Raw genomic sequence first — 22,438 nt, forward strand, 5'->3', positions numbered from 1 at the left:
GCGGGCGCTCAGGCGCCCGCCAGCGTGACCGCGGCGTCGGGGCCGTGAGCGAGGACGCGCGCGTGGCCGCCGAGGATGGCGGGCTCGTTGCGATGGCCGTGGCCGATCGGCAGCCCGGCGACGACGGGGATGCCCAGCGGGAGCAGCCTGTCGCGGAGGACCTCGTCCACCGTGATGCCGTCGGGGCCTGGGGCGCACTGATCGAAGTCGCCGAGGACCACCGCCGCGGCCGGGGCGAGGTGGCCGCCGACCTCCAGCGTCGCGAGCATGCGATCGATGCGGTAGGGCCGCTCGGTGACGTCCTCGAGCAGGAGGATGCACCCCTCCGGGACCCGGAGCCGCCCCGCGGCGGCGCAGGCGTGGAGCAGGGCCAGGTTGCCGCCGAAGAGCGGCCCCTCGGCCACGCCGGCGCGCAGCGTGGTGAGGCCGTCGAAGCGGCGCTCACCCCGCGGATCTTCGAGGGCGCGGATCAGCGCGGCGCGGGCGCGGGCGTCGCCGCGCCCGAGCGCGGTGACATGGACGCCGTGAAGCGACGCCACGCCCGCGCGCGCTGCCTCGACGTGGAGGGCCGTGACGTCGGAGAAGCCGACGATCCAGCGGGGGTGCGCTGCGAGGGCGCTCCAGTCGAGCCGGTGGACGAACCGGTTCGCGCCGTAGCCGCCGCGGGCCGCGAAGATGGCCCTGACGTCGGGGTGCGAGAGCGCGCGGGCGAGCTCGTCGCTGCGCCGGGCGTCGCTGCCGGCCAGGTACCCGGCCCGCGCGAACAGCCCGTGATGGGAGGGCGCCGACAACGATGGCGGCCCGCCTCGCCGGCCGTCGCCGTCGAACGGAGGCCCCTCGCCCGCGTCGAAGAGGACGCGGTAGCGCTGGGCGAGCCAGCCGATGCCGACCCGCGCGAGGACGTGCTCGAACGGGCTGGAAGGGGCGATCACCGCGACGGTATCGCCCGGCCGTAGCGCCGGGGGCAGGATCGGCGGGGGAGAGCTAGCGAGCACCTGGGTCGTCGTCGATCAACTCCACGTCTTCCGCATCCGTGTCGACGTCGATCGCGTCGGAGCCAGGTAAGGGCGGCACGACAGGCGCCATGGGGGCGGCGGGCGCGACGGGCAGCGCAGGGGCCGAGAGGGGCGCCTCATCGTGCGCTCGATAGGCCTCGCCGTTATCGACGTCGCCGAGCGTCTGCGGCCCTGCGTGAGCGTCGAACTCCGACCACTGCGCGGGAGCGGCTGGCGCATCGGAATACGCAGCCGGAGCAACGTGGATGACCTGGGTGGCGCTATCCAGAGGGAGCCTCTGTCCCTCGCGCAGAACCACATCGACATCGGCAGCGCCGCTGCCCGCGTCGGCCGCGTCGGCGTGCGCAGCGACGCCGTAGGCCCAGACCTGCTGCTCCGGCTCGACCGGCAGCGCTTGCGAGGCGGCGGCGTCCGCCGGCTGCGCCTGGGGAGCCGACAGCGCCTCCGCCGCCGGGTACGCCTCCACAGCCGGGTACGCCTCCGCCGCCGGGTACGCCTCCGCCGCCGGGTACGCCTCCGCCGCCGGGTACGCCTCCGCCGCCGGGTACGCCTCCGCCGCCGGGTACGCCTCCGCCGCCGGGTACGCCTCCACCGCCGGGTAGGCCTCCGCCGCCGGGTACGCCTCAACCGGCTGCGCCTCCGCAACCGGCTGCGCCTCCGCGGCCGGCTGCGCCTCGACGCCCTCGTGCGCCTCGGAGCCCGCGTAACCGTTGCTCACCGCCGCCACCGCGCCGGCCTCGAGGCCGAGCGTCTCGAGCGCCGGCGCCCGGGGCGCGAGCGGCGGCTCGGTCAGCGGCGGGCCCGGCGCGCGCGTCGGCAGCGAAGGAGGCGGCGGGGTGCGCTTGAGCTTGCCGGTCTTGGCCCGCTCGAGGCCCGCGGTCGCGTCCGGATCACCCGCCTTCATGCGGAGGACGCGGCGCCAGGCGTCCGCCGCCTCGCGCGCTTCGCCGAGCTCCTCCTCCCAGAGGCGCGCCACCTTGCGCGCGAGCTCCGCCCGCTGCGCCGGATCGCGGCCGCGGAGGATCTGGTCCTCGTAGAGCTGGATCATGCCGCGGTGATCGCCGAGCTCCAGCAGGAGACCCGACAGGTCGTTCACCACGTCCTGATCCGAGGGCGACAGATCGTGAAGCTTCTTCAGATCCGCCGCGGCGCCCTGCCGGTCGCCGAGCACGTCGCGCCGCAGCCTGGCGCGACGCTGCAGGAGCTTGCGCACGAGCGGGCCGTCAAAGACCTCGTCCAGCGCGCGGTCCAGCGTCGCGCCGACGCGGGGCAGGTCGCCCACGTCGCGCCCGAGGGCCTCGAGCGCGTCGAGCGAAGCGTCGTCGACCTGCGTGAGCACGGCGCCGCCCAGCCAGCCGAAGGCGCGGTCGACGTCGCCGAGATCCTGGTAGGCGATCGTGGCCGCGCGCCGCAGGAGCGCCGCCCGGGTGCGGCCGCCGTCGCGCGAGCCCTGGCCGCCGGCCGCGAGCGCCTCGGCGAGGACCGTGCGCAGCGCCGTCGACCGCGACCGCTCGTCGTCGTCCCGCGCCACCTGCTCGAGCGTGGCGATCGTCTCCTCCTGGACGCCGCCGCCGAGGGCCAGCTCGAAGAAGCTCCTCGCCCGGTCGATGGCGCCACGCCCGCAGGCGATCTGGGCGGCGCGGACGAGCGCCGCGAGGCGATCGGCCGGCGTGCGGCACCGGCTGACCTGGCGCTCGAAGAGATCGATGATGAGGCCCGGGGCCTCGGCCAGCGCCGCGAGCCGCTGGAGCAGCGGCTCGACCTCGGCGGTCGGCACGCTCGCGAGCGCGCCCTCGCCGTGGTGGATCGACTCCAGCGGATCGGCGCCCACGGAGACCCGGACCTCGGCCTGCCGCACGAGCTCGGCCGCCCGGGCCGCGCCCGAGAGATCCCTCGCGAGGAGCTCGTGCGCGACGGTGAGGGCCTCGCGATCCTGGAGCTCCACCGCGATCGCCTCGAGCTTCTCCGCGAGGCCGGCGTCGGCGGTGCGGGAGCGCGCGAGCTCCATCGCCACGCGCGCGGCGTCCTTCTGGCGACCGACCTCCACGAAACGCTCGAAGGCCCCGCGCAGGGCGACCTCGCGCCCCGCGCGCGCGATCGACTCGTTCCAGGCGACCAGCTTGGTCGCGACGATCCCCTTCCACCCGTGCCGATCGCCGAGCGCGACGTACGCCTCTCGGCACGGCTCGTCGCCCTGATCGGCGAGCCGCTCCAGGAGCGCCAGCGCCTCGTCGCTCTTGCCCAGCTGCTGGTCGAGGATCTCGGCGAGGCGCCGGGTCATCTGCGACGCCTCGTCGTCGTCGCCCTCCACCTCGATCAGGATCGCCATCAGGCGCGCGACCTTCGGCCAGTCGTTCAGCCGCTCGGCGAGCCGCAGGAGCCGGGCGACCGCGTCGAGGTCGTCCGGCTCGACGGCGTGAACGATCTCGAGCGCCCGGACGGCGCCGCGCGGATCGTCGAGCGGGCCCTCGTACAGCGCCGCGAGCCGCTGCGCGATCTCGACCTGGTCGTGGCCGTACACGAGCACGAGCTCACGCTCGAGCGCGCCCGCGACGCCCCTCGGGTTGCCGCGCCGCTCCTCCAGATCGGCGATCCCCTGCAGCGCGATCCGGTTCTGCGGATCGAGCGTCGCCACGACCGCCTCGTAGCGCGCGATCGCGGCCTCGAGGTCGCCGGGGCCCTCCGCGAGCATGCGCGCCTCGCGCAGGGCGAGCGAGATCTTGCCGGGCTCGCTGTCCGTCAGATCGCCGAGCTTGCGGAGGAGCTCCGCGCCCTGCTGGTGATCGCCACGCTCGCCTGCGTCCTGGGCCAGCCGCTCGATGGCCTCGGCGTCATCGCCGTCGGCGAGCAGGAGCGTGAGCGTCGCGCGCTCCCCGTCGCGATCGCCGAGCTCGCGCTGCAGGGCCGCCGCGGCCCGCCGCGCCGCGACGCGCTCCGCCCTGTCACCGAGCACCTCGGCCCGGCTCAGGAGGAACCGCACGAGCTCGGGCCACCGATGGGCGCGCCGGTAGAGATCCTCGATCGCGGGGGCGGCGTCGGTCGCCGGATCGATCTCGATGGCGCGCTCGACGCGGTCGAGCGCGCCGTCGATGTCCCCGGCGCTGAGGAGCAGCTCGGCGGCCTGGACGAGGAGCGCCGGGCGCGCCTTGCGGTCCGCGAGCAGCGCGCGCTCGCAGAGCGCCCTCGCCGCCTCGGCGAGCCGCCCCGCCGCGACGTAGGCCTTCTGCGCGAGCTCCCACAGCCTCGGTTGGCGCAGCAGCTCGGCGGCCTGACCGTAGGCGTCGCCGGCGGCGCCCGGCTCATCGAGCCGCATCCGGAGCTCGCCGAGCTTCTGAAGGAGCGGTCCGTGGTTCAGCTTCCCCTGGAACCAGGAGGTCGCGTCGGAGAGGACCCGCGCAGCGAGATCGAAGCGCTCGCCGCGCTCGAAGAGCTTGACGGCGGACAGGAGCGCCGCGCCGTCGTCAGGCGTGAGGCCCGCGATCCGCACCCACGCCTCCGCGGCCGCGATGGGGTCGCGGCGCTTTTGCTCATGGAGCGCGACGAGCGCCTTCTCGATCTCGACCCTCTGCGCGACGTCGGCCGTCGCCGCGGCGTCGTGCTCGAGCAGCGCGGCGAGGTCGTCCCACCGCGAGCTCCGCTCGAGCAGCCGCCTTAGCTCGGCCTGCGCCTGCGCGTCGCCGGGATCGAGCTCGGAGAGCAGCTTCCAGGCCTGGACCGCCGAGTCGACGTCGCGCAGCTGCGCCTCGCAAAGCCCGGCGACGTCGCGCAGCTGCGCCTTCCTGCGCTCGATGGGCGCCTCGGGGACGCGCGCCGCCGCGAGCAGGACGTCCCGCAGCTCGACGAACATCCGCTTCTGGCGCAGCTGCTCCTCGACCTGCGCGAGCACGTCCGGGTTGGCCGGCTCGCCCTTGAGCACCTCGCGGAGCTTGGCGAGCGTCAGCGGCTTGCGGAGCTCGGCCGGCTCCTCCCTCGGCGGCTGCAGCGCCTCCGAGGGAGCCGAGCCGCCGAAGGCATCAGGCGCCGGCGCGGCGCCGGCCAGGCCGTACGCCCCCCCGGAGGCCGGCGCCGCGGCATCCGCGGGCGAAGCCAGCGTGTCCGGCGCCGTCGACCCCGGCGCGGGAGCGAACGAAGACGCCGGCGCGAACGCGGCCACCCCCGGCTCGACCAGCCCAGCGGCAACCGGCGACGAGAGGACGCCCGAGGGTGGCACGGACACGTACGCATGGGCGGCTCCCGCGCTGGGCGGCACCGACGACCGGTGCGCAGGCGCGGCAGCCACACCCAGGGGCGGCGGCGGCGCCGACGGCAGCCGCGGGGGGGGCGGCACGGACGCCCGCTTGCGCGCCTCGGGGGCCATGAACCCGTTCGGGTTGACCTGGAGGTAGGCGAGGTAGCGCGGGCGGAGCTCCGCGATGCGGCCCAGCTGCTTCCCGTAATGGTCGGCGAGCTGCATCGCGCGATCGTGCCCCGGCGCCGCGCGGAGGGCGTAGACCGAGTACGAGTAGCCGTACTCCCCGTCGTACGTCTCCGCGAGCGCCACGAAGAGCTCCGCGGCCTCGTCGCGCTCTGGCTGCGGCACCGGCTCGCCCGCCTCGATGCGGTCGACGATGGCGACGCCGAGCGCCTGGATGAGCCCCATGTCGTGCGGCACGAACGCGCGCGCGTTCCGCAGCGCCACGGCGGAGCCCGCGAGATCGCCGGCGCGGCGCCGGATGTCGGCCTCGTCGCGCAGCAGGGCGAGCCGCCGATCCGGATCGTCGACGAGCGCCTGCTCCATCGCGAAGTACGGGATCGCCTCGGCGTACTGCTGCTGGGCCTTCAGCATCTCGCGGGCGGCGTAGATGGCGTAGACGTTGTGCGGATCGAGCTCCGCCAGGCGGCGCCAGTTCTCGAGGGCGCGCTCCGGCCGCGAGAGCGGCGGCTCGCTCCACAGCCGGCCGAGCTCCTCGTGCAGGGTCGAGACCTGCGCGCGCACCTCGGGCCGCTCGAAGAGCAGCGGCGTGAGCGCCTTGACGAGCCGCTCCAGGAGCGCGACGAGCGCCTTCTGATCGCCCTTGTCGCGGTAGAGCTGCGCCAGCCGCTCCGCCGCGGTCCGCTGCGTCGGATCCTTGTCGATGGCGATCATGAGCGTCCGCGCGGCGTGGTGCGCGTCGCCGATCGTGGTCGACCACACGTTCGCGGCCTCGCTCAGCCAGTGCGCCGCGTACGATGGATCTGCGGTGGAGCTGCCGACGCGCTCGAGCAGCATGGCGTACGAGCGCGGGTCCTGCTCCCCGGCTCGGTGAGCATACGCCAGGGCTTCCCCGTCATGCGGATTCGTGACGAGCCGCTGGACGAGCGTTTCCATCTCCCGGGGATCCATCGGTGCGCGGCGAAGTTACACGTTAGCCTCCGGCTCGTACAGCGACTCTCGGCGTCCTTCGCGATTGGACGCCGCTGTCTCTCGCGCGACGGGACTCCATGGAAGAGCGGGCCTTCGGGGGCCCACGTCGGCCTTGCGCAGCGGTCCCGCGCGCGTGCCGTCATCAGTCGAATTTCACATACGGCTTGCGCGGCTGCGCTGGCTTTCGCCTCGGTGTCGACGCCGAGGGTACGCCCGTGGGCGCGGGCGCCGCGCTGGCGGCCCCCGCGGGCGGCGCGGCGGGCGGCAGCGCCGGCGCCGTCGGCGCGGCAGGCGGCAGCGCCGGCGCCGTCGGCGCGGCAGGCGGCAGCGCCGGCGCCGTCGGCGCGGCGGCGGGCGGCGGGTCGGCGCGCGAGATCGCGCTCGCGAGTGCCCTCGCTTCCAGCGCTACCCCTTTCTGAAGGCTGCGCGCGCTGTCGTCCGCAGGCCGGCGGAGCTCGCGCACGGCGAGCGCCATCACGATCAGGGTCAAGGCGACGGCGCCGACGGCCACGCGCGGGGTGCGCCTCCGTTGCGCACGACGCAGCGTGCTCGGCGCCTGCGCGGCGCCTTCGCCGTCGCCTACGACCGCGAGCAGCTCGCTCGTGGCGCCGGCCTCGGCGGGCTGAGCCGGGCCGAGGCGCTCGCGGTCGAGGCTCGGCCTGGCCTCGTCCATCGCACGATCGAGCTCGGCGATGAACTCCTGGGCGCTCCGCGGCCGATCCTCGGGCCGCTTGGCCAGGGCGCGCTGCAGGAGATGCGAGAGCGACGGCGGTATCCTGGCGTCCGGCGCGGCCTCGCTCGCCGGCACGGGCGACGACTTGATGTGCCTCGCCATCACGACGACCGCATCGTCGTCGATGAACGGCGGCCTCCCGACCAGCATCTGGTAGAGCAGGACGCCGAGCGAGTAGAGGTCGCTCCGCGCGTCGAGCGGCCTGCCCTGCGCCTGTTCCGGCGACATGTACCGCGGCGTCCCGAAGACGGTGCCTGCCTGGGTCTCGAGGGCGTCGACCGGCCGCTCTGTCCCGGTCATCACCTTCGCGATGCCGAAATCGAGCACCTTGCCGATCTCCTCGTGCTCGCCCGCGGGGGGCCTCGCAAGGAACAGGTTGTCCGGCTTGAGGTCCCTGTGGATGATCCCCTTGTCGTGCGCCTCGGCCAGCGACAGGAGCGCGTGCCGCGCGAAGCGGGCGGCGTCACCCAGGCGCAGCCGCCGCAGGCGCTTGAGCCGCTGACCGAGCGACTCGCCCTCGAGCAGCTCCATCGCGAGGTAGAGGGAGCCGCTGCTCGACGTCGTCCCCTCCACGGGCGAGCTCTGCTCTGCGGAGCGACCGCGGCCGAAGGCCGCGTCCGTCGCGTCGTCCACGATCTCGCCGAAATCGAACACGGTGACCGTGTGCGGCGACCGGAGGAGGCTCATCGCGCGCGCTTCGCGGGTGAAGCGCGCCTTCGCCTGCGCGTCGAAGGCCCTGTCCGACCGCAGTATCTTGATGGCCACGTCGCGGCCCATCGCCTCCTGGCGCGCGCGGTACACCGTGCCCATCGAGCCGGCGCCGAGCTTGCCCACGATCACGAACCGATCCGCGATCGTGATCCCCAGGAACGGATCTCCGTCGGCCTCGCCGAGCACCTCGCGGCTCACGAGGGCCAGCCCGTCGTGGGGGCAACGAGGCAGCCTCGCGCTCTGGCCGTCCTGGGAACCGCGCTCGCCCGTGGGAGACGGAAGCTGGCTGGACGAGCTCCTCCCCTCCAGCGCGACGGCACCGAGGTGGTGACAGCGCGGGCAAATCAGCGCCATGGCCCTGCTGGGCTCGCCGGGCGACCCGGGGGCGCTGGCTGGGAACTGGCCGTCAGCTGCACGAACTACCACCGCGATGGGGGGGATCGTCCGTTACTTGGGCTCGCATCGCAAGGCCCACGACTCGCCTGTCGCTCGCGGGTGGCAGCCGAAGAACGCGGCGTCGCCGCAGGACGCATCGCTGCAGCAGACGTCGCTACAGAATCGCTGCGTTTGTTCAGGATCCTTGATGCACATACCACTCCGACAGTCCTCGGGCGTGGAGCACGGAGCGCCGGTGGCCGCGAGGCTGTCCCCGGACAGCAGCGTGATGCACGCGCGGACGGTCGAGCGTCCGTCGATCGCGAGCTCAGCGCAGCCGACGCGCTGCCTCACCTCGCCGGGCGTGTCCGGGCACATCTCCGAGCCACAGCACGGGATGGTGCAGCGGCCGCTCCCTTCAACCTGCGCGCAAAGCCCGGACGCGCAGTCCTCGTCCCGAGCGCACGGCTCGAAGTAGCCTCCATCGCCCAAGGCGGCGGCCTGGCACGCCCAGGCCGGACCGGACGCGACGAGGCCCGTCGTGAGCCGGCACGCCGCCCCGTTCGTGGCGCAGCTGGTGTCGGAACAGCAGGCGTCGACGCAGGCGCCGTCGTTGCAGATGCCAGATCGGCAGTCGCCGGGCGCGGCGCAAGGCGCGCCGGAGAGCCGCGCGCCCACGTCGGGCCGGCCGACCTCCCGGCCGATGCGACAGAGGCCGCTCCCTCCGCCGTCGGGGATCCAGCAGACCGCATCCCGGGCAGGATCGCAGTCGCTCGAGCTGCAGCAGGCGCGCGAGCAACCGCGCGGCCCCTCGACGTCGAACAGCGCGGGATCGAGGCAGAAATCGAGCGCTCCGCAGTCCTCGTGCCGCGCGCAGCGCGCGCCCAGCGCGCGCTCCAGCTGCTGCTCGGCGCAGGCGCCGTCCCTGCAAACGGCGCCCTCGGGGCACGCCGGCGGGCCGAGCGCGCCCTCGTCCGTGCAGCGCACCGGGCCCAGCGTGCCGTCGACGAGGACCTCGCACCCGGCGCCGAGCGACACGAGCGCGGCGAGCGCGCGGAGCAGCCTGCGCCGCGCGGCGCTGGGGCGCATCAGAACTGCACCCGGAGCCGGGCTCCCTCGGCGCCCAGCGACAGGCGGATCCCCTGCGCCCCTGCACCGGCGTCGCGCGGGAGACGGCGATCCTGCCCCGGCGTCAGCGCACGCGCGCCGACGGCCGAGGCCCCGCGAGCGGCCGGGCTCGCCGCGGGGGCCCCGGGAGACAGGTACAGGTAGAGCGCCGCTGCCCCGGAGAGCCCGGCGATCAGCAAGGCGACATCCGCGGCGACGGCGCACCGGTGGGCGGCGCTCGCGTCGGCCTGCAGGTCGGTGATGGAGACGCCGGCCCCGGTGCGCTCGCCGGCGCCGGGATCCCGCGCCAAGGCGAGCGCGGCGAAGACGCCGCCGACCACGAGCGACCCCGCGGCGATGCCCCCGCTGACGCCGAGCCAGGTCGCGCGCGGCATCGCGCTGCCGACCGCGACGGGATGGCGCGGCGAGCGCGGCAAATACGGCAGCGCCGTGGAGACCGAGGCGGCCTTCGCGGGCGCGGACGGCGGCGGCTTCGCGCTGGCGAGCTCCCGCTTCGCGCCCTTGAGCCGCTTGAGGACCGCGTGCACCTCCTCACGCGCCTTCGGGAGCGCCTCCATGTCGAGGTAGCGGCGGTAGTAGCGCTCGGCCTCGTCGATCTCGCCCAGCCGCTCGTGGATCATCGCCAGGTTGTAGATGAGCTCTTTGCCCTCGGGATCGAGCGCAACGGCGGCCTCCAGCTTCGCGATGGCCGCGCGGTACTCGCCGTGCTGGTAGCGCCGCTGCGCCTCGTCGTGCAGCGCCGTCGCTCGCTCGATGCGGAGCCGCTTCTCCTCCTCGTCTCGCGAGAGCGGCGGCGGGGCGGGAGGGCTCGGCCCGCCGCCCTGCGGCGGCTGCGCGGGCGGGGCGGCGGGCGCGACCACAGGCGCGCGGAGCGGCTCCGGCGGGGGCACCTGCGCCGCCAGCGCCGACGGCGCGCTGTGGGCGACCGCCGCGGCGGCGACGACCGCGGAGGCGAAGCACACGACGATGCGCCCGGCCTCGAAGCCGATCGAGCGAAGCAAGCGCGCTGTGTGGCTCGTCACGGCCGCCCACCATAGCGTAACTTCCGCGCGGATAACGGCGTCTTGCGGCGGGCGGGGTGAAGGCCGCCGCCGCGGCGATCACCTGAGCTTGCAGCTGTACTCGCCGGCGAACACGAGCGCCCGCTCGCACCTGACGTCCACGGTGCGCTTCGCCGTGGTGAACTCGAAGGTCTGGCCGAACGGCGTCCGTTCCAGCCGCGTCATCTGGGCTCTGCAGCCCTCGCTCGCGCGGCGCGGCTCCGGCGCGCTCGCGGCGCCGTCCTCGCCGCACGCGACGAGCGCCGCCCTCCGTTCGACGTCGGCGTTGTCGGAGACGACGTTGTAGACCGCCGAGACGCTGAACGCGACGCAGAGGGCGAAGAGGGCGAGCTGGCCGAAGCGCTTCACAGCCCGAGCTTACCCTGTCCGGCGCGCGAGGGGCTCGTCACCGCGCGCGACCCGGCTCAGAGCCGCATGCCCGAGCCGGGCAGCGGGTTCCACGGCTGCCGGCGGGTCGTGTACTGGCCCCGCACGAACGCCCCCAGCACGGGCGCGATGTTGCGCGCGATGTCGTCGTCCCACTCGCCGCCGTTGATCCCGTCCTGCGGGGAAAGATCCGGCGAGAGCAGGAAGAAGCCCGGATACAGCCGCCGCGGCACCTTGATCTGATCGAGATCTTCCTTGAAGAGATCGATGTCCACGCGCACGAGCCGCACGCTCCGGAGGGCCGTCTGCATCAGCGGATCGCCGAGCGAGCGGTCGACCCCGCGGCACGGCTCGCAGGGATCGCTCGTCGTCATCACGAGGACCTTCTCGCCCTGGGCGTATGCCTCTGCGCGCTGCTTGGCGAGCTCCTCGCTGAGCACGGACACGTCGACGCCGATATCGACGATGGAGACCCCGCCGATGCGCCGGTGGGTCGTGTGCTGAGGGACGCTGCCGCTCGGCTGCACCGCCGGAGGAGGCGCCTCCGGCAGCGGCATCGACGGCGACGCCGTGCTCGCCGGCTCCGGCGAGGCCTCCCCCTCCGGGAGGGCGGAGGCCGTCTCTCCGCTGTGATGGGTGCTCCACATCCACACGCCGAAGCCGATCGCGGAGCTCCAGCAGAGCGTGAGCAGGACGCCGAGCGCGAGCCCGACGCTGGCGAGCGCGTACCCCCTGCGCACGGCCGGGGCCTGCTCGATCTCGCGGCGAGCCGCCCAGCCGAAGGCGATCGCGGCGATCGCCCCGAGCGGCCCGAACAGCGCCGCGACGAGCGAGCTCACGGCCAGCGTGGAGAGCTGCCGTCGCTCCGGCGGAGGCGGCGGCGTGAGGTAGGGATCCTGGATGATCAGCCGCGCCGCCTGCGCGCGGCTCGGCTGCGCTGCTGCCGGCGCGAGCGCGACGCGCCCGCGGGCCGCGACCGTGTCGCAGGGCGGCACTCCGGTAGGCGGCACGCTTTCGCAGGGCAGGGCGCCCATCTGCACGTCCCTGAGCGCTGCAGGCGGCTCGTTCGCATCGCGGTTCGGCGGTGGCTGAGTCGGGCCGAATGCGTGGCTCACGCTCTTCATCCTAGCGCCGGAGGCCGTGTTACGCCCGCCGCACGGGCCCTCTCGTGGCGTGAGCGCTCAGGGGATGCAGGTGCGCTCGAGCACACGCAAGACTGCGCGCTTCGTGCTCACACCGGTGCTCATGGGCTCCGTCCATGCGACGCCCACCCGCTCACCGGCGAGCGCCACGCTGGGAGAATCCTTTACGGGAAACACCCCATCCGACACCCGGATCCCTCGAGCAGAGGGCGCTCCGTCGGCGGCCAGCTTCACGAGGAGGGCTTGCCCCTCCACCTTGCCATCGTGGCCGACCCACGCCACGAGGGCCCCGTCGCCGCTCGGCGCGAGCGCGCGCCACTTGCCCTTGCCAACGACCCAGGGCGCCCCGCGCGGCCGCGCCTCGGGGTCCAGCGCGCGGGCGATCAAGGTGGCTCCCTCGCTCCAGACCAGCAGCGCTCCGGCGCTGCCCGTGGCCACAAGGCCGAGCCGCTGATCCCTGTCCGGTGTCTCCTGAGCGGCGCCAGCCGGTCGGTCGCCGCCCTGTCGCTTCGCAACGACGTGGGCATTCCCTTCCCTGCCCGCGGCGTCGAACCGCGAGGCCCGGATGCTCCCGTCCTCCTCGTCCTGCCAGGCGACGAGGTAGCCACCGGACGCGTCGGCAGCGACCGTCGGCCAGCGCGGCTTCTTGGCGCTTCGCGTGACCCCGACCGCCTTGAGCTGCGGCTGCGCAGGGTCCACAGGCGCGAACTGGAACACCCCCAGGCGCTGGCGGTCCGGTCCGAAGGGCGCCGCTGCTACCAGGGCGCCACCTGGAGCGGGCGCGAGGGCGACATCGGCGCTGACCTCCCTCCCGATCGCGCCGACGCGCTGGATCTCGACCGGCGGGTTCGTCTCCCAGCGAGGCCGCGCGTACGCGAGCCCCTCCGCGTCGAACCACGTGACCGCCCATTCGTCTCCCGCGGAGAAGATCCGGAGCCCTGCGTCTCGCGTGCTCGAGATCGCCCTCGCGCGAGCGACCTGCCGGGCCTCGCCATCGAAGCCGGCGAACGCGATCTGCGCGTCCCCTCCCTTGAGGTCCACGAGCCACACGGCCCCGAACGAGCCGTCGGCGCGACCGGCGATCCCCATCCCCTCGCGCAGGATGTAGGTCGCGATATCACCCGACTTCGCCTTGCACCCTTCGAGGGAGCCGACGGGCACGAACTCCTGGACGCCGGTCCCGCGCGGCAGCTCGGGCTCGGCCGGCGCAGTGGCCACGGCGGGCTCGGTCGGGGCGCTCGACGCAGCGGCGGCCGCGAGGACCGCGCCCGAGGCGCTCGGACCAGGGGCTGCACTCGCGGCTCCTCCCGCCGAGGGGGAGGAGCGGCGATCACAGGAACTGCTGGAGACGGCGAGCAGGGACAGAGCCACGACTTTGGCAAGAGTCGTGGCTAGGGAAGCAGGATAAGAAGAGCGCTTGGTGCGAAGCAGAGGACTTGAACCTCCACGGGAGTTACCCCACTGGAACCTGAATCCAGCGCGTCTGCCAATTCCGCCAGCTTCGCGAGCGGGGACGGCATCACTACCTCACCCCCTCGCGTTCCGTCAAGCGCTGTGTCACGCCCCGAGCGTTTTTCTTCCGTCGACTGTTCCGTCCGTTGCGTCCGTTACGCCTGTTGCATCCGTCACCTCCATCATCTCCATCACCTCCATCACCTCCGTTGCGCCCGTCGCGTTCCCGTCCTTCGCCTCGCCCGGGTCTCCTGGTTGCCTTCAGCTGCCAGCTGACCCCGGCGCGCGGCCTCCTTGCCGGGTTGGTTGCCCCGCTGACGCTGCACCGGTGCACGGCGAGGAGCGCCTGTGCTAGGGGAGCGCGCTCCCATGGCGGCCATCGGCTCACCTCCTCCCCTCCTTCTCTTCGTCGGCGTGCGCGCCGTCGACCCGACCCAACAGCTCGACGACGTGATCGACGTCGTCGTGGAAGACGGCGTCATCACCCGGGCGGGACGCGGCGCAGCGACCGACGAGCTGCGCCGCGCCGACCGAGCCGAGATCATCCAGGGCGATGGGCTCCTGCTCCTCCCCGCGTTCGTCGATCTCCACGCCCACCTCCGCGAGCCCGGGCAGGAGTACAAGGAAGACATCGCCTCCGGGCTGGCCGCCGCGGCGGCCGGCGGCTTCGCCCACGTGTGCGCGATGCCGAACACGCGGCCGGTCAACGACACCCGCTCCATCACCGAGGCCATGATCGCGCGAGCCCGCGCGATCGGGGGGCCCGCGCTCCACCCCATCGGCGCGATCACGATGGGCCAGAAGGGCACGGAGCTCACCGAGATGGCCGATCTCAAGGACGCCGGCGCCGTGGCGGTCTCCGACGACGGCCGCTGCGTGACGTCGAGCTCCGTCATGCGCCGCGCGCTCGAGTACGCGAAGACCTTCGATCTCACGATCATCCAGCACGCCGAGGACCACGCGCTCACCGACGGGGCGCAGATGCACGAGGGGGCGATCTCGACGCGGCTCGGTCTCCGGGGCTGGCCGCGCGTGGCCGAGGACATCATCGTCGCGCGCGACGTGCTGCTCGCCGAGGCCACCGGCGCGCGCTACCACGTCGCGCACATCTCGTCGCTCGGGGCGGTCCGCATCCTCCGCGAGGCGAAGGCCCGCGGCATCGCCGTGACCGCCGAGGTGACGCCGCACCACCTGACGCTCACCGACGCCGCCGTGCTCGGCTACGACACGGCGTGCAAGGTCAACCCGCCCCTCCGTGAGCAAGCGGACGTCGACGCGCTCCGCGAGGCGCTCGCGGACGGCACCATCGACGCGGTCGCGACCGACCACGCGCCCCACTCCACGCTCGAGAAGGACTGCGAGTTCGCCGAGGCGTCGCCCGGCCTCATCGGCCTCGAGCTCGTCGTCCCGGTCCTGCTCGACCTCGTCCGGCAGGGCGCCCTCCCCCTCGGGCGGCTCGTCGACGCCCTCACCCGCGCCCCCGCCCGCATCGCGCGGCTCGAGGCGCCCACGATCAAGGCCGGCGCCCGCGCCGAGCTCTGCCTCGTGGATCCGAACCTGAGCTTCGTGCTCGATCCGGCGCGCCTCCGCTCGAAGAGCAAGAACACGCCGTTCCTCGGCCGGCAGCTCACGGGCCGCGTCAAGATGACGCTCGCCTCGGGGCGGGTCGTCTTCGTCGACGGCGAGGGAGCGGCGACATGAGCTCACGCAAGGTCCATTTCGTCAGCCTCGGGTGCCCCAAGAACCGCGTCGACTCCGAGGTGATGCTCGGCGTCGCCCGCGCGGCCGGCTACGCGCACGTCGACGACGCCGCCGAGGCCGAGGTGATCGTCGTCAACACCTGCGGCTTCATCGGCGAGGCGAAGAAGGAGTCGATCGACGCCATCTTCGAGATGGCGCAGCACAAGGAGCACGGCAGCTGCAAGCGCCTGGTCGTGGCCGGCTGCCTGTCGCAGCGCCACCCCGAGGAGCTCGCCCGCGAGATGCCCGAGGTCGATCACTTCCTCGGGTCGAGCGACATGCTCAAGCTCGGCCGGGTGCTCGCGGGCGACGCGGAGCGGATGCTCGTCGGCAACCCCGCCGAGTGGCTGATCCAGGCCGGCGATCCGCGCACCCTCTCGACCCCCGGCGGCAGCGCTTACGTCAAGATCGCCGAGGGCTGCAACCGCACCTGCTCGTTCTGCGTGATCCCGGACCTGCGCGGCGCGCAGCGCTCCCGGCCCATCCCGGACGTGGTGCGCGAGGTGGAGCAGCTCGCGGCGGCGGGCGTCCGCGAGATCAACCTCATCTCGCAGGACACGATCGCCTACGGCCGCGACGCGGCGGGCCGCGCCGAGGACGGCGCGCGCGCGACGCTCGCGCAGCTCGTCGAGCGGGTCGCCGACGTGCCCGGCGTGCGCTGGGTGCGGCTGTTCTACCTGTACCCCGAGACGATGACCGACGACCTCGTCGAGCTGCTCGCCGGCCACCCGCGGGTCGTGCCCTACGTCGACATGCCGCTCCAGCACGCCGCCGACGCGATGCTGCGGCGGATGCGGCGCGGCCACGGCGGCGATCGCCTCCGCCGGGTCGTCTCCACGCTGCGCGAGCGCGTCCCCGACCTCACGTTCCGCACCGCGTTCATCGTCGGCCACCCCGGCGAGACCGACGCCGAGTTCGAGGAGCTCTGCGACTTCGTGCGCTGGGCCGAGTTCGAGCGCGTCGGCGTGTTCCGCTACTCCGACGAGGAGGCGAGCCGCAGCTACGAGCTCGAGGGCAAGGTCCCCGCGCGCACGGCCGCGAGCCGCTACCGCCGCCTCATGACGCTGCAGCGCCGCATCGCGCACAAGAAGAGCGCCGCCATGATCGGCCGCGAGCTCGAGGTGCTCGTCGAGGGGACGAGCGACGAGCACGAGTACGTGCTCATGGGCCGCCACGCCGGTCAGGCGCCCGAGATCGACGGACAGGTCTACCTCTCCGGCGGCGAGGTCCGCCCCGGCGAGATGTGCCGCGTCCGGATCACACAGGCGAGCGACTACGATCTCGTCGGCGAGCTGCTCGACGACGAGGAGAGCGGGCGCGGCGCCGGGCTCCCCCCGGCCGCGGATCTCGGCGCCGTCACGGCGAAGCGGCGCGTCGCCCTGCGCGTGCTGCAAACCGATGGACGCGAGCGCCAACAGAATTGACGGTCCGGCGATCGGGTCGCGGCGCGATCGCTGAAAATCCCGCTACATCAGGCGCTCCGCGGCGGAGGGGGCGCGGCACACGGTGTGCTATGACGCCGTGCCGTGCCGATGCTCCGCCGCGCTGCGCTTCACCTCGCCGTCGCCCTCGCGATCTCGCTGCTCGCCGGTGCGGCGTGCCTGAGCCCGACGCTGCCGCTCCCCCCGCCCGAGCCAGCCGACACGATGCGGCCCGCCGCAGATCGCGAGGGGGTGTGGCAGATCGCGGGCAACTGCAGCCCTGGCGCGCGCGTCAGCCTCTTCAACGAGCGGACGCAGCGGGGCGTGATCGAGGACGACACCGACGGGAACGGCCGTTACCTCCTCGAGATCGAGGCTCAGCTCTGCGACACCCTGCTCGTGTGGCAGGAGCTGGAGGGCAACGGAGGCGAGGAGAGCGAGGCGCAATCGTTTGTCGTCGAGGAGCGCACACCGCTCGGCGTCGTGAACGACGCCTGCCCCTGAGTGCGCGACGAAGCCCCATGCGCCGAAGTGGGATAGTCACGACGCGGCGACGTGACGACGCGGTGACGTGACGACGACGCGGCGCGCCGCGCCCGATGGCCGCTCTCGACGCGTGAGCGGAGCATCGTGATAGGGTGTTGGCGTGATGGCGTCGATCCCGCCGAGCATCCCGCAGAACGCCACCCGGGTGCTGGTCGTCGATGACGAGCCGGGCCTCCGCCAGGTGCTCCACATTGCCTTCCACCGCCAGGGCTACGAGGTCGTGGTCGCGCCCGGAGCGCGCGCCGCCATCGAGGCCATCCGCCAGAACCCGCAGCCGTTCCCGCTCGTCCTCACCGACCTCGTGATGCCCGACGGCTCGGGGATCGAGGTGCTCACGGCCGCGAAGGCGCGGAGCAACGCGACCGAGGTGATCGTGATGACCGCGCACTCCACGGTGGAGAGCGCGCTCGACGCGATGCGCCACGGCGCGTACGACTTCGTGACCAAGCCGTTCTCGCCCGCTGAGCTCACCGCGCTCGCGGCGAAGGCGCTCGAGAAGAGCTCGATCGTCGCGGAGAACCAGCGCCTGCGCGCGCAGCTCGAGCGGCTCGATCTCCCGTCGCGCGAGCCGCTCGGCACGAGCGCCGCGATGCAGCGGATCTCCGAGCTGATCGCCAAGATCGCGCCGACGCGCACCACCGTGCTGCTCACGGGTGAGAGCGGGACCGGCAAGGAGCGGGTCGCCCGCGCGATCCACGACCAGAGCGATCGCGCGGCCAGGCCGTTCATGGTCGTCAACTGCGGGGCGCTCCCGGAGGCGCTCATGGAGAGCGAGCTGTTCGGCCACGAGAAGGGCTCGTTCACGGGCGCCGGCGCGCGCTCGATGGGCCTGTTCCGGGAGGCGGACGGCGGGACGCTGCTCCTCGACGAGATCGGGGAGCTGCCGGCCACGCTTCAGGTGAAGCTCCTCCGCGTGCTCCAGGAGCGGAAGGTCCGCCCGGTCGGCGCCGCCGCGGAGATCTCGGTGGACGTCCGGGTCCTGGCCGCGACCAACCGAGACGTGGAGGCCGAGGTCCGCCAGGGCCGGTTCCGGCAGGATCTCTATTATCGGCTGAACGTCATCCGCATCGAGCTGCCGCCGCTGCGCGAGCGCCCCGGGGACATCTCGCGGCTCGCCGAGCGCTTCCTGCGCCGCTTCGCCGCCGAGCTCGGCAAGGACGTCCGCGGCCTGACGACGGACGCGGTGCGCGCGCTCGACGCCTACGGCTTCCCGGGCAATGTGCGCGAGCTCGAGAACATGATGGAGCGCGCGGTGGCGCTCGCCGGAGGGCCCACGATCGGCCTCGGCGACCTCCCGAGCGCCGTCGCCGGCCTCAGCGCGAGCCCGGCGCCGCTGCTCGCGCAGCTCCCGCCCGAGGGGTGCGCGCTCGACGAGGTGATCGGCGAGCTCGAGCGCCGGCTCATCCTCCAGGCGCTCGAGCGCACCGGCGGCGTCCGCAAGGCGGCCGCGAAGCTGCTCGGCGTCTCGTTCCGGTCGCTGCGCTACCGCCTCGCCAAGCACGCCCTTGCCGCCGATGGGGAGGGCGACGACGACCCGGAGGGAGGATCCCGACGAGAATCGTCACCGCCGGGCGCCCTGCAGTGACGGTTTTCGTCACCGCCGCAAAAGAACACAGCCCCACACCTCCGGCACCCTGCCCTCGTCACCTCAAGGAAAACCGAGGCAACTCATGAGCTTCTCGCGCAACTCGAAGACGACGCCGCGCCGCGCTCTCCTTGGCACGTCACCTGCTGGAGCGTCAGGGCGCATGCGGAGCAGGCGGCGACAGCGAAGCGCAGCGAGCCGAGCGTTCACGCTCGTCGAGCTCCTCGTCGTCGTCGCGATGGTGGGTGTCCTCGCGGCGATCGCCATGGTCGGCTACCGCAGGTACATGAACGCGGCGGGCATCGCCGAGCCGAAGGCGGTCATTCAAGGCATCCGCGGTGCGCAGGAGTCCTACAAGGCCGAGATGCTCGTGTACCTCGACGTCTCGAGCACGCTCGAATCATGGTATCCTGCAGGGACTCTCAACGATCGGAAGCGCGGGTGGGGCGGCGCGGGTGACGGCCAAGCCAACTGGCGTCTGCTCAACGTTTCGACGGACGGCGCGGTCCGCTTCGGGTACGCGACGAAGGCCGGTGTCGGCAACGCCTTCACGGTGACGCCGAACGCGGGCTTCACCTGGGCGGGAATCCCCGGGAACCCGCTGGCGAATGCGAACTATCTGCCCAACGGGCCCTGGTATGTCGTCCAGGCGGCCGGCGATCGGGACGGGGATGGAACGCTGGCATTGCTCCTGACGGCATCCACGATGGCCGAGATCTACTGGGAGAACGACGCGGAGTAGAGGAAGGTTCACCTCGGCGCGGCGCGGAGAGCGCCTGTCCGTGGGAGAGGTTTTCGCGCTGCGGGCCGGCCGAGCCCGCACCAGGCGACATCATGGTCAGTCTCGGCAAAGCATCCAATTAAAGAAAGCATCACGGAGGATCGACACTCATGCGTGCAATCAAGCGATATGACAGGAGAGGCTTCACGCTCGTCGAGCTCATGATCGTCGTTGCCATCATCGGCGTCCTCGCCGCGCTGGCGATCTACGGCGTGCGCCGGTACCTCGCGACCGCGAAGACCTCGGAGGCCAAGAACACGGTCGGCGCGATCACCCGCGGCGCCGCCGCCGCCTACGAGCGGGAGAACGCCGCCGCGGCCATCTTGGGCGGCGGCGCCACCTCGACGGCCGCGAGCCACGAGCTCTGCGCCGACGCAAACCCGGTTCCGGGGTTCATCCCACAGGGCACGAAGTACCAGCCGAACTCGCTCGTGACGGCCGACTTCAACCAAGGCACCGCGACGGCGGGCTGGCCGTGCCTCAAGTTCACGATATCGCAGCCGATCTACTATCAGTACCACTATCTCCGGGGTGCGAACAACAGCCACGCCGCCCTCTTGGGCGCGCCCGCGGTCGGCACCGGGATGGACGGCTTCGAGGCGAGCGCCATCGGCGACATCGACGGCGACGCCTCCGCGTTCAGCGGCTTCGCCCGCGGCGGCACCATCACCAACGGCGAGCTGGCGCTGGCCACGCAGGTCTTCGTCAACAACGAGTTCGAATGAGACCTCCCGGCTGCCCGGCTCACATGAGCCGGGCAGCCCCGGTCCATCGGCGTCGTCTGCGAGCGGAGAGGGCGTGTTATGTCGAGCACGACAGCGGTCCGTGGACGAGCCTTCACCCTCATCGAGGTCATGATCGTTGTAGCGATCGCCGGCGTGCTCGCCGCGCTGGCGATCGTCGGCGTGCGCAGCTACCTCGTCACGGCGAAGACGGCTGAAGCGAAGCAGGTCGTCGGCGCCATCACCCGCACCGCCATCGCCCAGTACGAGCGCGAGCGCGACGTCTCGCAGATCCTGGCGGCCACGGGCGTCGCCTCGGCGAACACGCACCTCCTCTGCACCTCGGCGACGCCGGTCCCGCTCCTCTTCGCGTCCGTCGAGGGGAAGAAGTACCAGCCGAACGATGCGCCGGGCCTCGACTTCAACTCGGGCTCGACGCTCGAGGGCTGGCAGTGCCTCGGCTTCTCGATCAGCCAGCCCATCTACTTCCAGTACTCGTACCAGGTCGGCGGAAGCTACGTCAGCCAGGGCCTGCTTGGCGCTCCCATCCCCGGACCGGACGGCTTCGAGGTGGGCGCGGTCGGGGACCTGAAGGGCGACGGGCAGAGGTACACGATCGCCCGCACCGGGGAGGTGCGCGACGGCGAGATCGCGACCAGCACCGCGATCTACACGAACATCGACTCCGACTGATGCGAACCGTGCCTCCCTCGCGCTTGTTCGATCGTGGAGGGGTGAGGTAGAGAGGAGCCCATGACCTGGCGCTCCTGGAGCGCGCTGGAGCTCAGCGCGGCCTTCGCGGTCGGCGGCAGCGTCCTCGCCGTCGCCGTCCCCGCGTTCTTCCGAAACCTCAGCGCGTCCAAGCTGAGCGAGCCCATCGAGGGGCTCGACCGGCTGGTGACGAGCGCGGTCGCCTACGCCGAGTCGCGCCCGCAGGAGATCAGCTTCCCCCCGGCCGCCCCGCTGACCCCGGCGCAGGTGCCGCGCGGCGTGCGCGCGGTCGATCCGCCGGAGTCGTGGGAGCACCTCACCTGGCGGTCGCTCGATTTCCGCTTCGAGGGGCCCCACGCGTTCTCCTTCCAGTTCACGAGCGAGGCCGACGCGTCGAAGGCCATGCGCTTCACCGCGACCGCGCACGGCGACCTCGACGGCGACGGCGTGCTGTCCACGTTCGAGGTGCGCGGCGAGCGGATCCCCGGGGAGCCGGCCCGCGTGCTGCCGGGCATGTTCGTGGACCGCGAGGTGGAATGATGGGGGACCCTCCCGCGCCCGGAGCGGGGCCTCCTCCGCCTCCTCCGGCAGCCCGCTCGCTCCTCGCCCGCCTCGCAGGCGCGCGCGAGGCGCTCGTCGCCGTCGCGCTCTCCGCCGCCGCCGCCGTCGCCATCGGGAGCGTGCGCGCGCCGGCCGCGGACCTGGAGCAGCGGGTCGCCGAGAGCTCCGACGTGTACGTGCTGCCGCCGACGGACGAGGTGGTCCGCCTGTCGCTCGGCTACCGCGCCGCGCTGGCCGATCTGCTCTGGTCGCACGTGCTCGTCTCGCAGGGCCTGCACACCATGGAGCGGCGCCGGTTCGAGAACCTCACCCTGCTGCTCGACGCCATCAACGCGCTCGACCCGACCTTCCGCGACCCCTACCTGTTCGCGGACGCGCTCATCACGTTCCAGATGAGCACGACGCCGCGCCACGAGGTCGTCAAGGCGCGTGAGATCATGGAGCGCGGGGTCCAGAACCGCCCCCTCGACGGCGAGATCTGGCTCGCGCTCGGCCAGTTCGTCGCCTTCATCGCGCCGGCCACGTACCTGACCGATCCCGAGGAGAAGGCGCAGTGGCGCCTCGATGGGGCCCGGATGCTCGCGCGCGCCGCGGAGCTCGGCGGCGGCGACGCGAACATCAGCTGGCAGGCGCTCGGCGGCGCGGGCATCCTGGGGCGCGCCGGCGAGCGAGAGGCGCAGATCCGGTTCCTCCAGCGCACGCTCGCCGTCACCGACGACGAGGAGCTCAAGCAGAAGATCCGCGCGCAGCTCGACAAGCTCCTCGACGCACGCGACGCAGAGAAGTACCGCCGGCGCCTCGACGGGTTCCGCGATCTCTGGCGGCGCGATCTGCCGTTCGTCAGCAACACCGCGATCCTCGTGCTGGGCCCCCCGCGCGACCCGGCGTACTGCGCCGGCGGCGCGCACGCGGACGAGCCGCGCTGCGCGACCACCTGGCGCGCCTGGGCAGAGCGGGTCGACGGCGAGCGGTGAGCTGCCTCGGGCCCTGAAGCGGCGCGCGCC

Annotated in this window: 17 protein-coding genes and 1 tRNA gene; 9 read left to right on the top strand and 9 right to left on the bottom strand. The window is 73.2% G+C overall.

Going from position 1 to position 22,438, the window contains the following annotated elements; translation table 11 throughout:
• Positions 1-8: 8 nt before the first annotated feature.
• From WME82_RS23310 to WME82_RS23350, 9 genes are all read right to left on the bottom strand, one after another.
• Entirely contained in the window at positions 9-995 is a 987-nt protein-coding gene (locus WME82_RS23310) for a S66 peptidase family protein (protein WP_438044600.1), read from the bottom strand.
• Positions 985-6,363: a hypothetical protein gene (locus WME82_RS23315; RefSeq protein WP_438044601.1), complete on the bottom strand. Its 5,379-nt coding sequence runs from the start codon at positions 6,361-6,363 to the stop codon at positions 985-987. The genes WME82_RS23310 and WME82_RS23315 overlap by 11 nt, the downstream gene beginning before the upstream one ends.
• A 178-nt stretch (positions 6,364-6,541) precedes the next feature.
• Complete coding sequence (locus tag WME82_RS23320; RefSeq protein ID WP_438044602.1) at positions 6,542-8,197, bottom strand: serine/threonine-protein kinase; 1,656 nt, start codon at positions 8,195-8,197, stop codon at positions 6,542-6,544.
• 93 nt (positions 8,198-8,290) lie between these two features.
• Positions 8,291-9,307, bottom strand: a complete 1,017-nt coding sequence (locus WME82_RS23325; RefSeq protein ID WP_438044603.1) for a hypothetical protein — start codon at positions 9,305-9,307, stop codon at positions 8,291-8,293.
• A complete protein-coding gene (locus tag WME82_RS23330) occupies positions 9,307-10,368 on the bottom strand; it encodes a tetratricopeptide repeat protein (protein ID WP_438044604.1) in 1,062 nt (353 codons plus the stop codon). Before WME82_RS23330 ends, WME82_RS23325 begins: the two co-directional genes overlap by 1 nt.
• Positions 10,369-10,446: 78 nt before the next feature.
• Positions 10,447-10,755 (bottom strand): hypothetical protein, encoded by a 309-nt coding sequence (locus WME82_RS23335; RefSeq protein ID WP_437747689.1) that lies wholly within the window; start codon positions 10,753-10,755, stop codon positions 10,447-10,449.
• A 56-nt stretch (positions 10,756-10,811) separates the two neighbouring features.
• On the bottom strand, positions 10,812-11,888 hold the full coding sequence (locus WME82_RS23340; RefSeq protein ID WP_438044605.1) for a DUF4190 domain-containing protein: 1,077 nt from the start codon (positions 11,886-11,888) through the stop codon (positions 10,812-10,814).
• A gap of 66 nt (positions 11,889-11,954) precedes the next feature.
• Positions 11,955-13,133: a hypothetical protein gene (locus WME82_RS23345; protein ID WP_438044606.1), complete on the bottom strand. Its 1,179-nt coding sequence runs from the start codon at positions 13,131-13,133 to the stop codon at positions 11,955-11,957.
• A 200-nt stretch (positions 13,134-13,333) separates the two neighbouring features.
• Positions 13,334-13,420 (bottom strand) — tRNA-Leu (locus WME82_RS23350).
• A 316-nt stretch (positions 13,421-13,736) separates the two neighbouring features.
• Here WME82_RS23350 and WME82_RS23355 point away from each other — a divergent pair.
• The 9 genes from WME82_RS23355 (at position 13,737) to WME82_RS23395 (ending at position 22,408) form a co-directional block, all read left to right on the top strand.
• On the top strand, positions 13,737-15,068 hold the full coding sequence (locus tag WME82_RS23355; protein ID WP_437873590.1) for a dihydroorotase: 1,332 nt from the start codon (positions 13,737-13,739) through the stop codon (positions 15,066-15,068).
• Positions 15,065-16,531 carry a 30S ribosomal protein S12 methylthiotransferase RimO gene (rimO, locus tag WME82_RS23360; protein ID WP_438044607.1) on the top strand — a complete coding sequence of 489 codons (1,467 nt, stop codon included), beginning with the start codon at positions 15,065-15,067 and terminating at the stop codon, positions 16,529-16,531. The genes WME82_RS23355 and rimO overlap by 4 nt, the downstream gene beginning before the upstream one ends.
• A gap of 108 nt (positions 16,532-16,639) precedes the next feature.
• The gene (locus WME82_RS23365; RefSeq protein ID WP_437873885.1) at positions 16,640-17,032 is read left to right on the top strand and encodes a hypothetical protein; all 393 of its coding nucleotides are present in this window, start codon (positions 16,640-16,642) and stop codon (positions 17,030-17,032) included.
• A gap of 145 nt (positions 17,033-17,177) precedes the next feature.
• A complete protein-coding gene (locus WME82_RS23370; protein ID WP_438044924.1) occupies positions 17,178-18,659 on the top strand; it encodes a sigma-54-dependent transcriptional regulator in 1,482 nt (493 codons plus the stop codon).
• Positions 18,660-18,744: 85 nt separating this feature from the next.
• Positions 18,745-19,401, top strand: coding sequence for a type IV pilin protein (locus WME82_RS23375; RefSeq protein ID WP_438044608.1), 657 nt, complete (start codon positions 18,745-18,747; stop codon positions 19,399-19,401).
• A gap of 149 nt (positions 19,402-19,550) precedes the next feature.
• Complete coding sequence (locus WME82_RS23380) at positions 19,551-20,165, top strand: type IV pilin protein (RefSeq protein ID WP_438044609.1); 615 nt, start codon at positions 19,551-19,553, stop codon at positions 20,163-20,165.
• A 78-nt stretch (positions 20,166-20,243) separates the two neighbouring features.
• Positions 20,244-20,855 (top strand): type IV pilin protein, encoded by a 612-nt coding sequence (locus WME82_RS23385; protein ID WP_438044610.1) that lies wholly within the window; start codon positions 20,244-20,246, stop codon positions 20,853-20,855.
• A gap of 60 nt (positions 20,856-20,915) precedes the next feature.
• Positions 20,916-21,413 carry a hypothetical protein gene (locus WME82_RS23390; protein ID WP_437917175.1) on the top strand — a complete coding sequence of 166 codons (498 nt, stop codon included), beginning with the start codon at positions 20,916-20,918 and terminating at the stop codon, positions 21,411-21,413.
• Positions 21,413-22,408 carry a hypothetical protein gene (locus WME82_RS23395; RefSeq protein WP_438044611.1) on the top strand — a complete coding sequence of 332 codons (996 nt, stop codon included), beginning with the start codon at positions 21,413-21,415 and terminating at the stop codon, positions 22,406-22,408. Before WME82_RS23390 ends, WME82_RS23395 begins: the two co-directional genes overlap by 1 nt.
• Positions 22,409-22,438: the final 30 nt, after the last annotated feature.

Origin of the sequence: Sorangium sp. So ce128 (genome assembly GCF_051525245.1) — a bacterium.
GTDB classification, from domain to species: domain Bacteria; phylum Myxococcota_A; class Polyangia; order Polyangiales; family Polyangiaceae; genus Sorangium; species Sorangium cellulosum_B.

What these genes read in the sequence shown, in the direction of transcription:
- WME82_RS23315 (WP_438044601.1), bottom strand. Translation starts at nt 6,363, where the DNA reads ATGGAAACGCTCGTCCAGCGGCTCGTCACGAATCCGCATGACGGGGAA.
- WME82_RS23320 (WP_438044602.1), bottom strand. Translation starts at nt 8,197, where the DNA reads ATGGCGCTGATTTGCCCGCGCTGTCACCACCTCGGTGCCGTCGCGCTG.
- WME82_RS23325 (WP_438044603.1), bottom strand. Translation starts at nt 9,307, where the DNA reads ATGCGCCCCAGCGCCGCGCGGCGCAGGCTGCTCCGCGCGCTCGCCGCG.
- WME82_RS23355 (WP_437873590.1), top strand. Translation starts at nt 13,737, where the DNA reads ATGGCGGCCATCGGCTCACCTCCTCCCCTCCTTCTCTTCGTCGGCGTG.
- rimO (WP_438044607.1), top strand. Translation starts at nt 15,065, where the DNA reads ATGAGCTCACGCAAGGTCCATTTCGTCAGCCTCGGGTGCCCCAAGAAC.
- WME82_RS23365 (WP_437873885.1), top strand. Translation starts at nt 16,640, where the DNA reads ATGCTCCGCCGCGCTGCGCTTCACCTCGCCGTCGCCCTCGCGATCTCG.
- WME82_RS23370 (WP_438044924.1), top strand. Translation starts at nt 17,178, where the DNA reads ATGGCGTCGATCCCGCCGAGCATCCCGCAGAACGCCACCCGGGTGCTG.
- WME82_RS23375 (WP_438044608.1), top strand. Translation starts at nt 18,745, where the DNA reads ATGAGCTTCTCGCGCAACTCGAAGACGACGCCGCGCCGCGCTCTCCTT.
- WME82_RS23380 (WP_438044609.1), top strand. Translation starts at nt 19,551, where the DNA reads ATGCGTGCAATCAAGCGATATGACAGGAGAGGCTTCACGCTCGTCGAG.
- WME82_RS23385 (WP_438044610.1), top strand. Translation starts at nt 20,244, where the DNA reads ATGTCGAGCACGACAGCGGTCCGTGGACGAGCCTTCACCCTCATCGAG.
- WME82_RS23390 (WP_437917175.1), top strand. Translation starts at nt 20,916, where the DNA reads ATGACCTGGCGCTCCTGGAGCGCGCTGGAGCTCAGCGCGGCCTTCGCG.
- WME82_RS23395 (WP_438044611.1), top strand. Translation starts at nt 21,413, where the DNA reads ATGGGGGACCCTCCCGCGCCCGGAGCGGGGCCTCCTCCGCCTCCTCCG.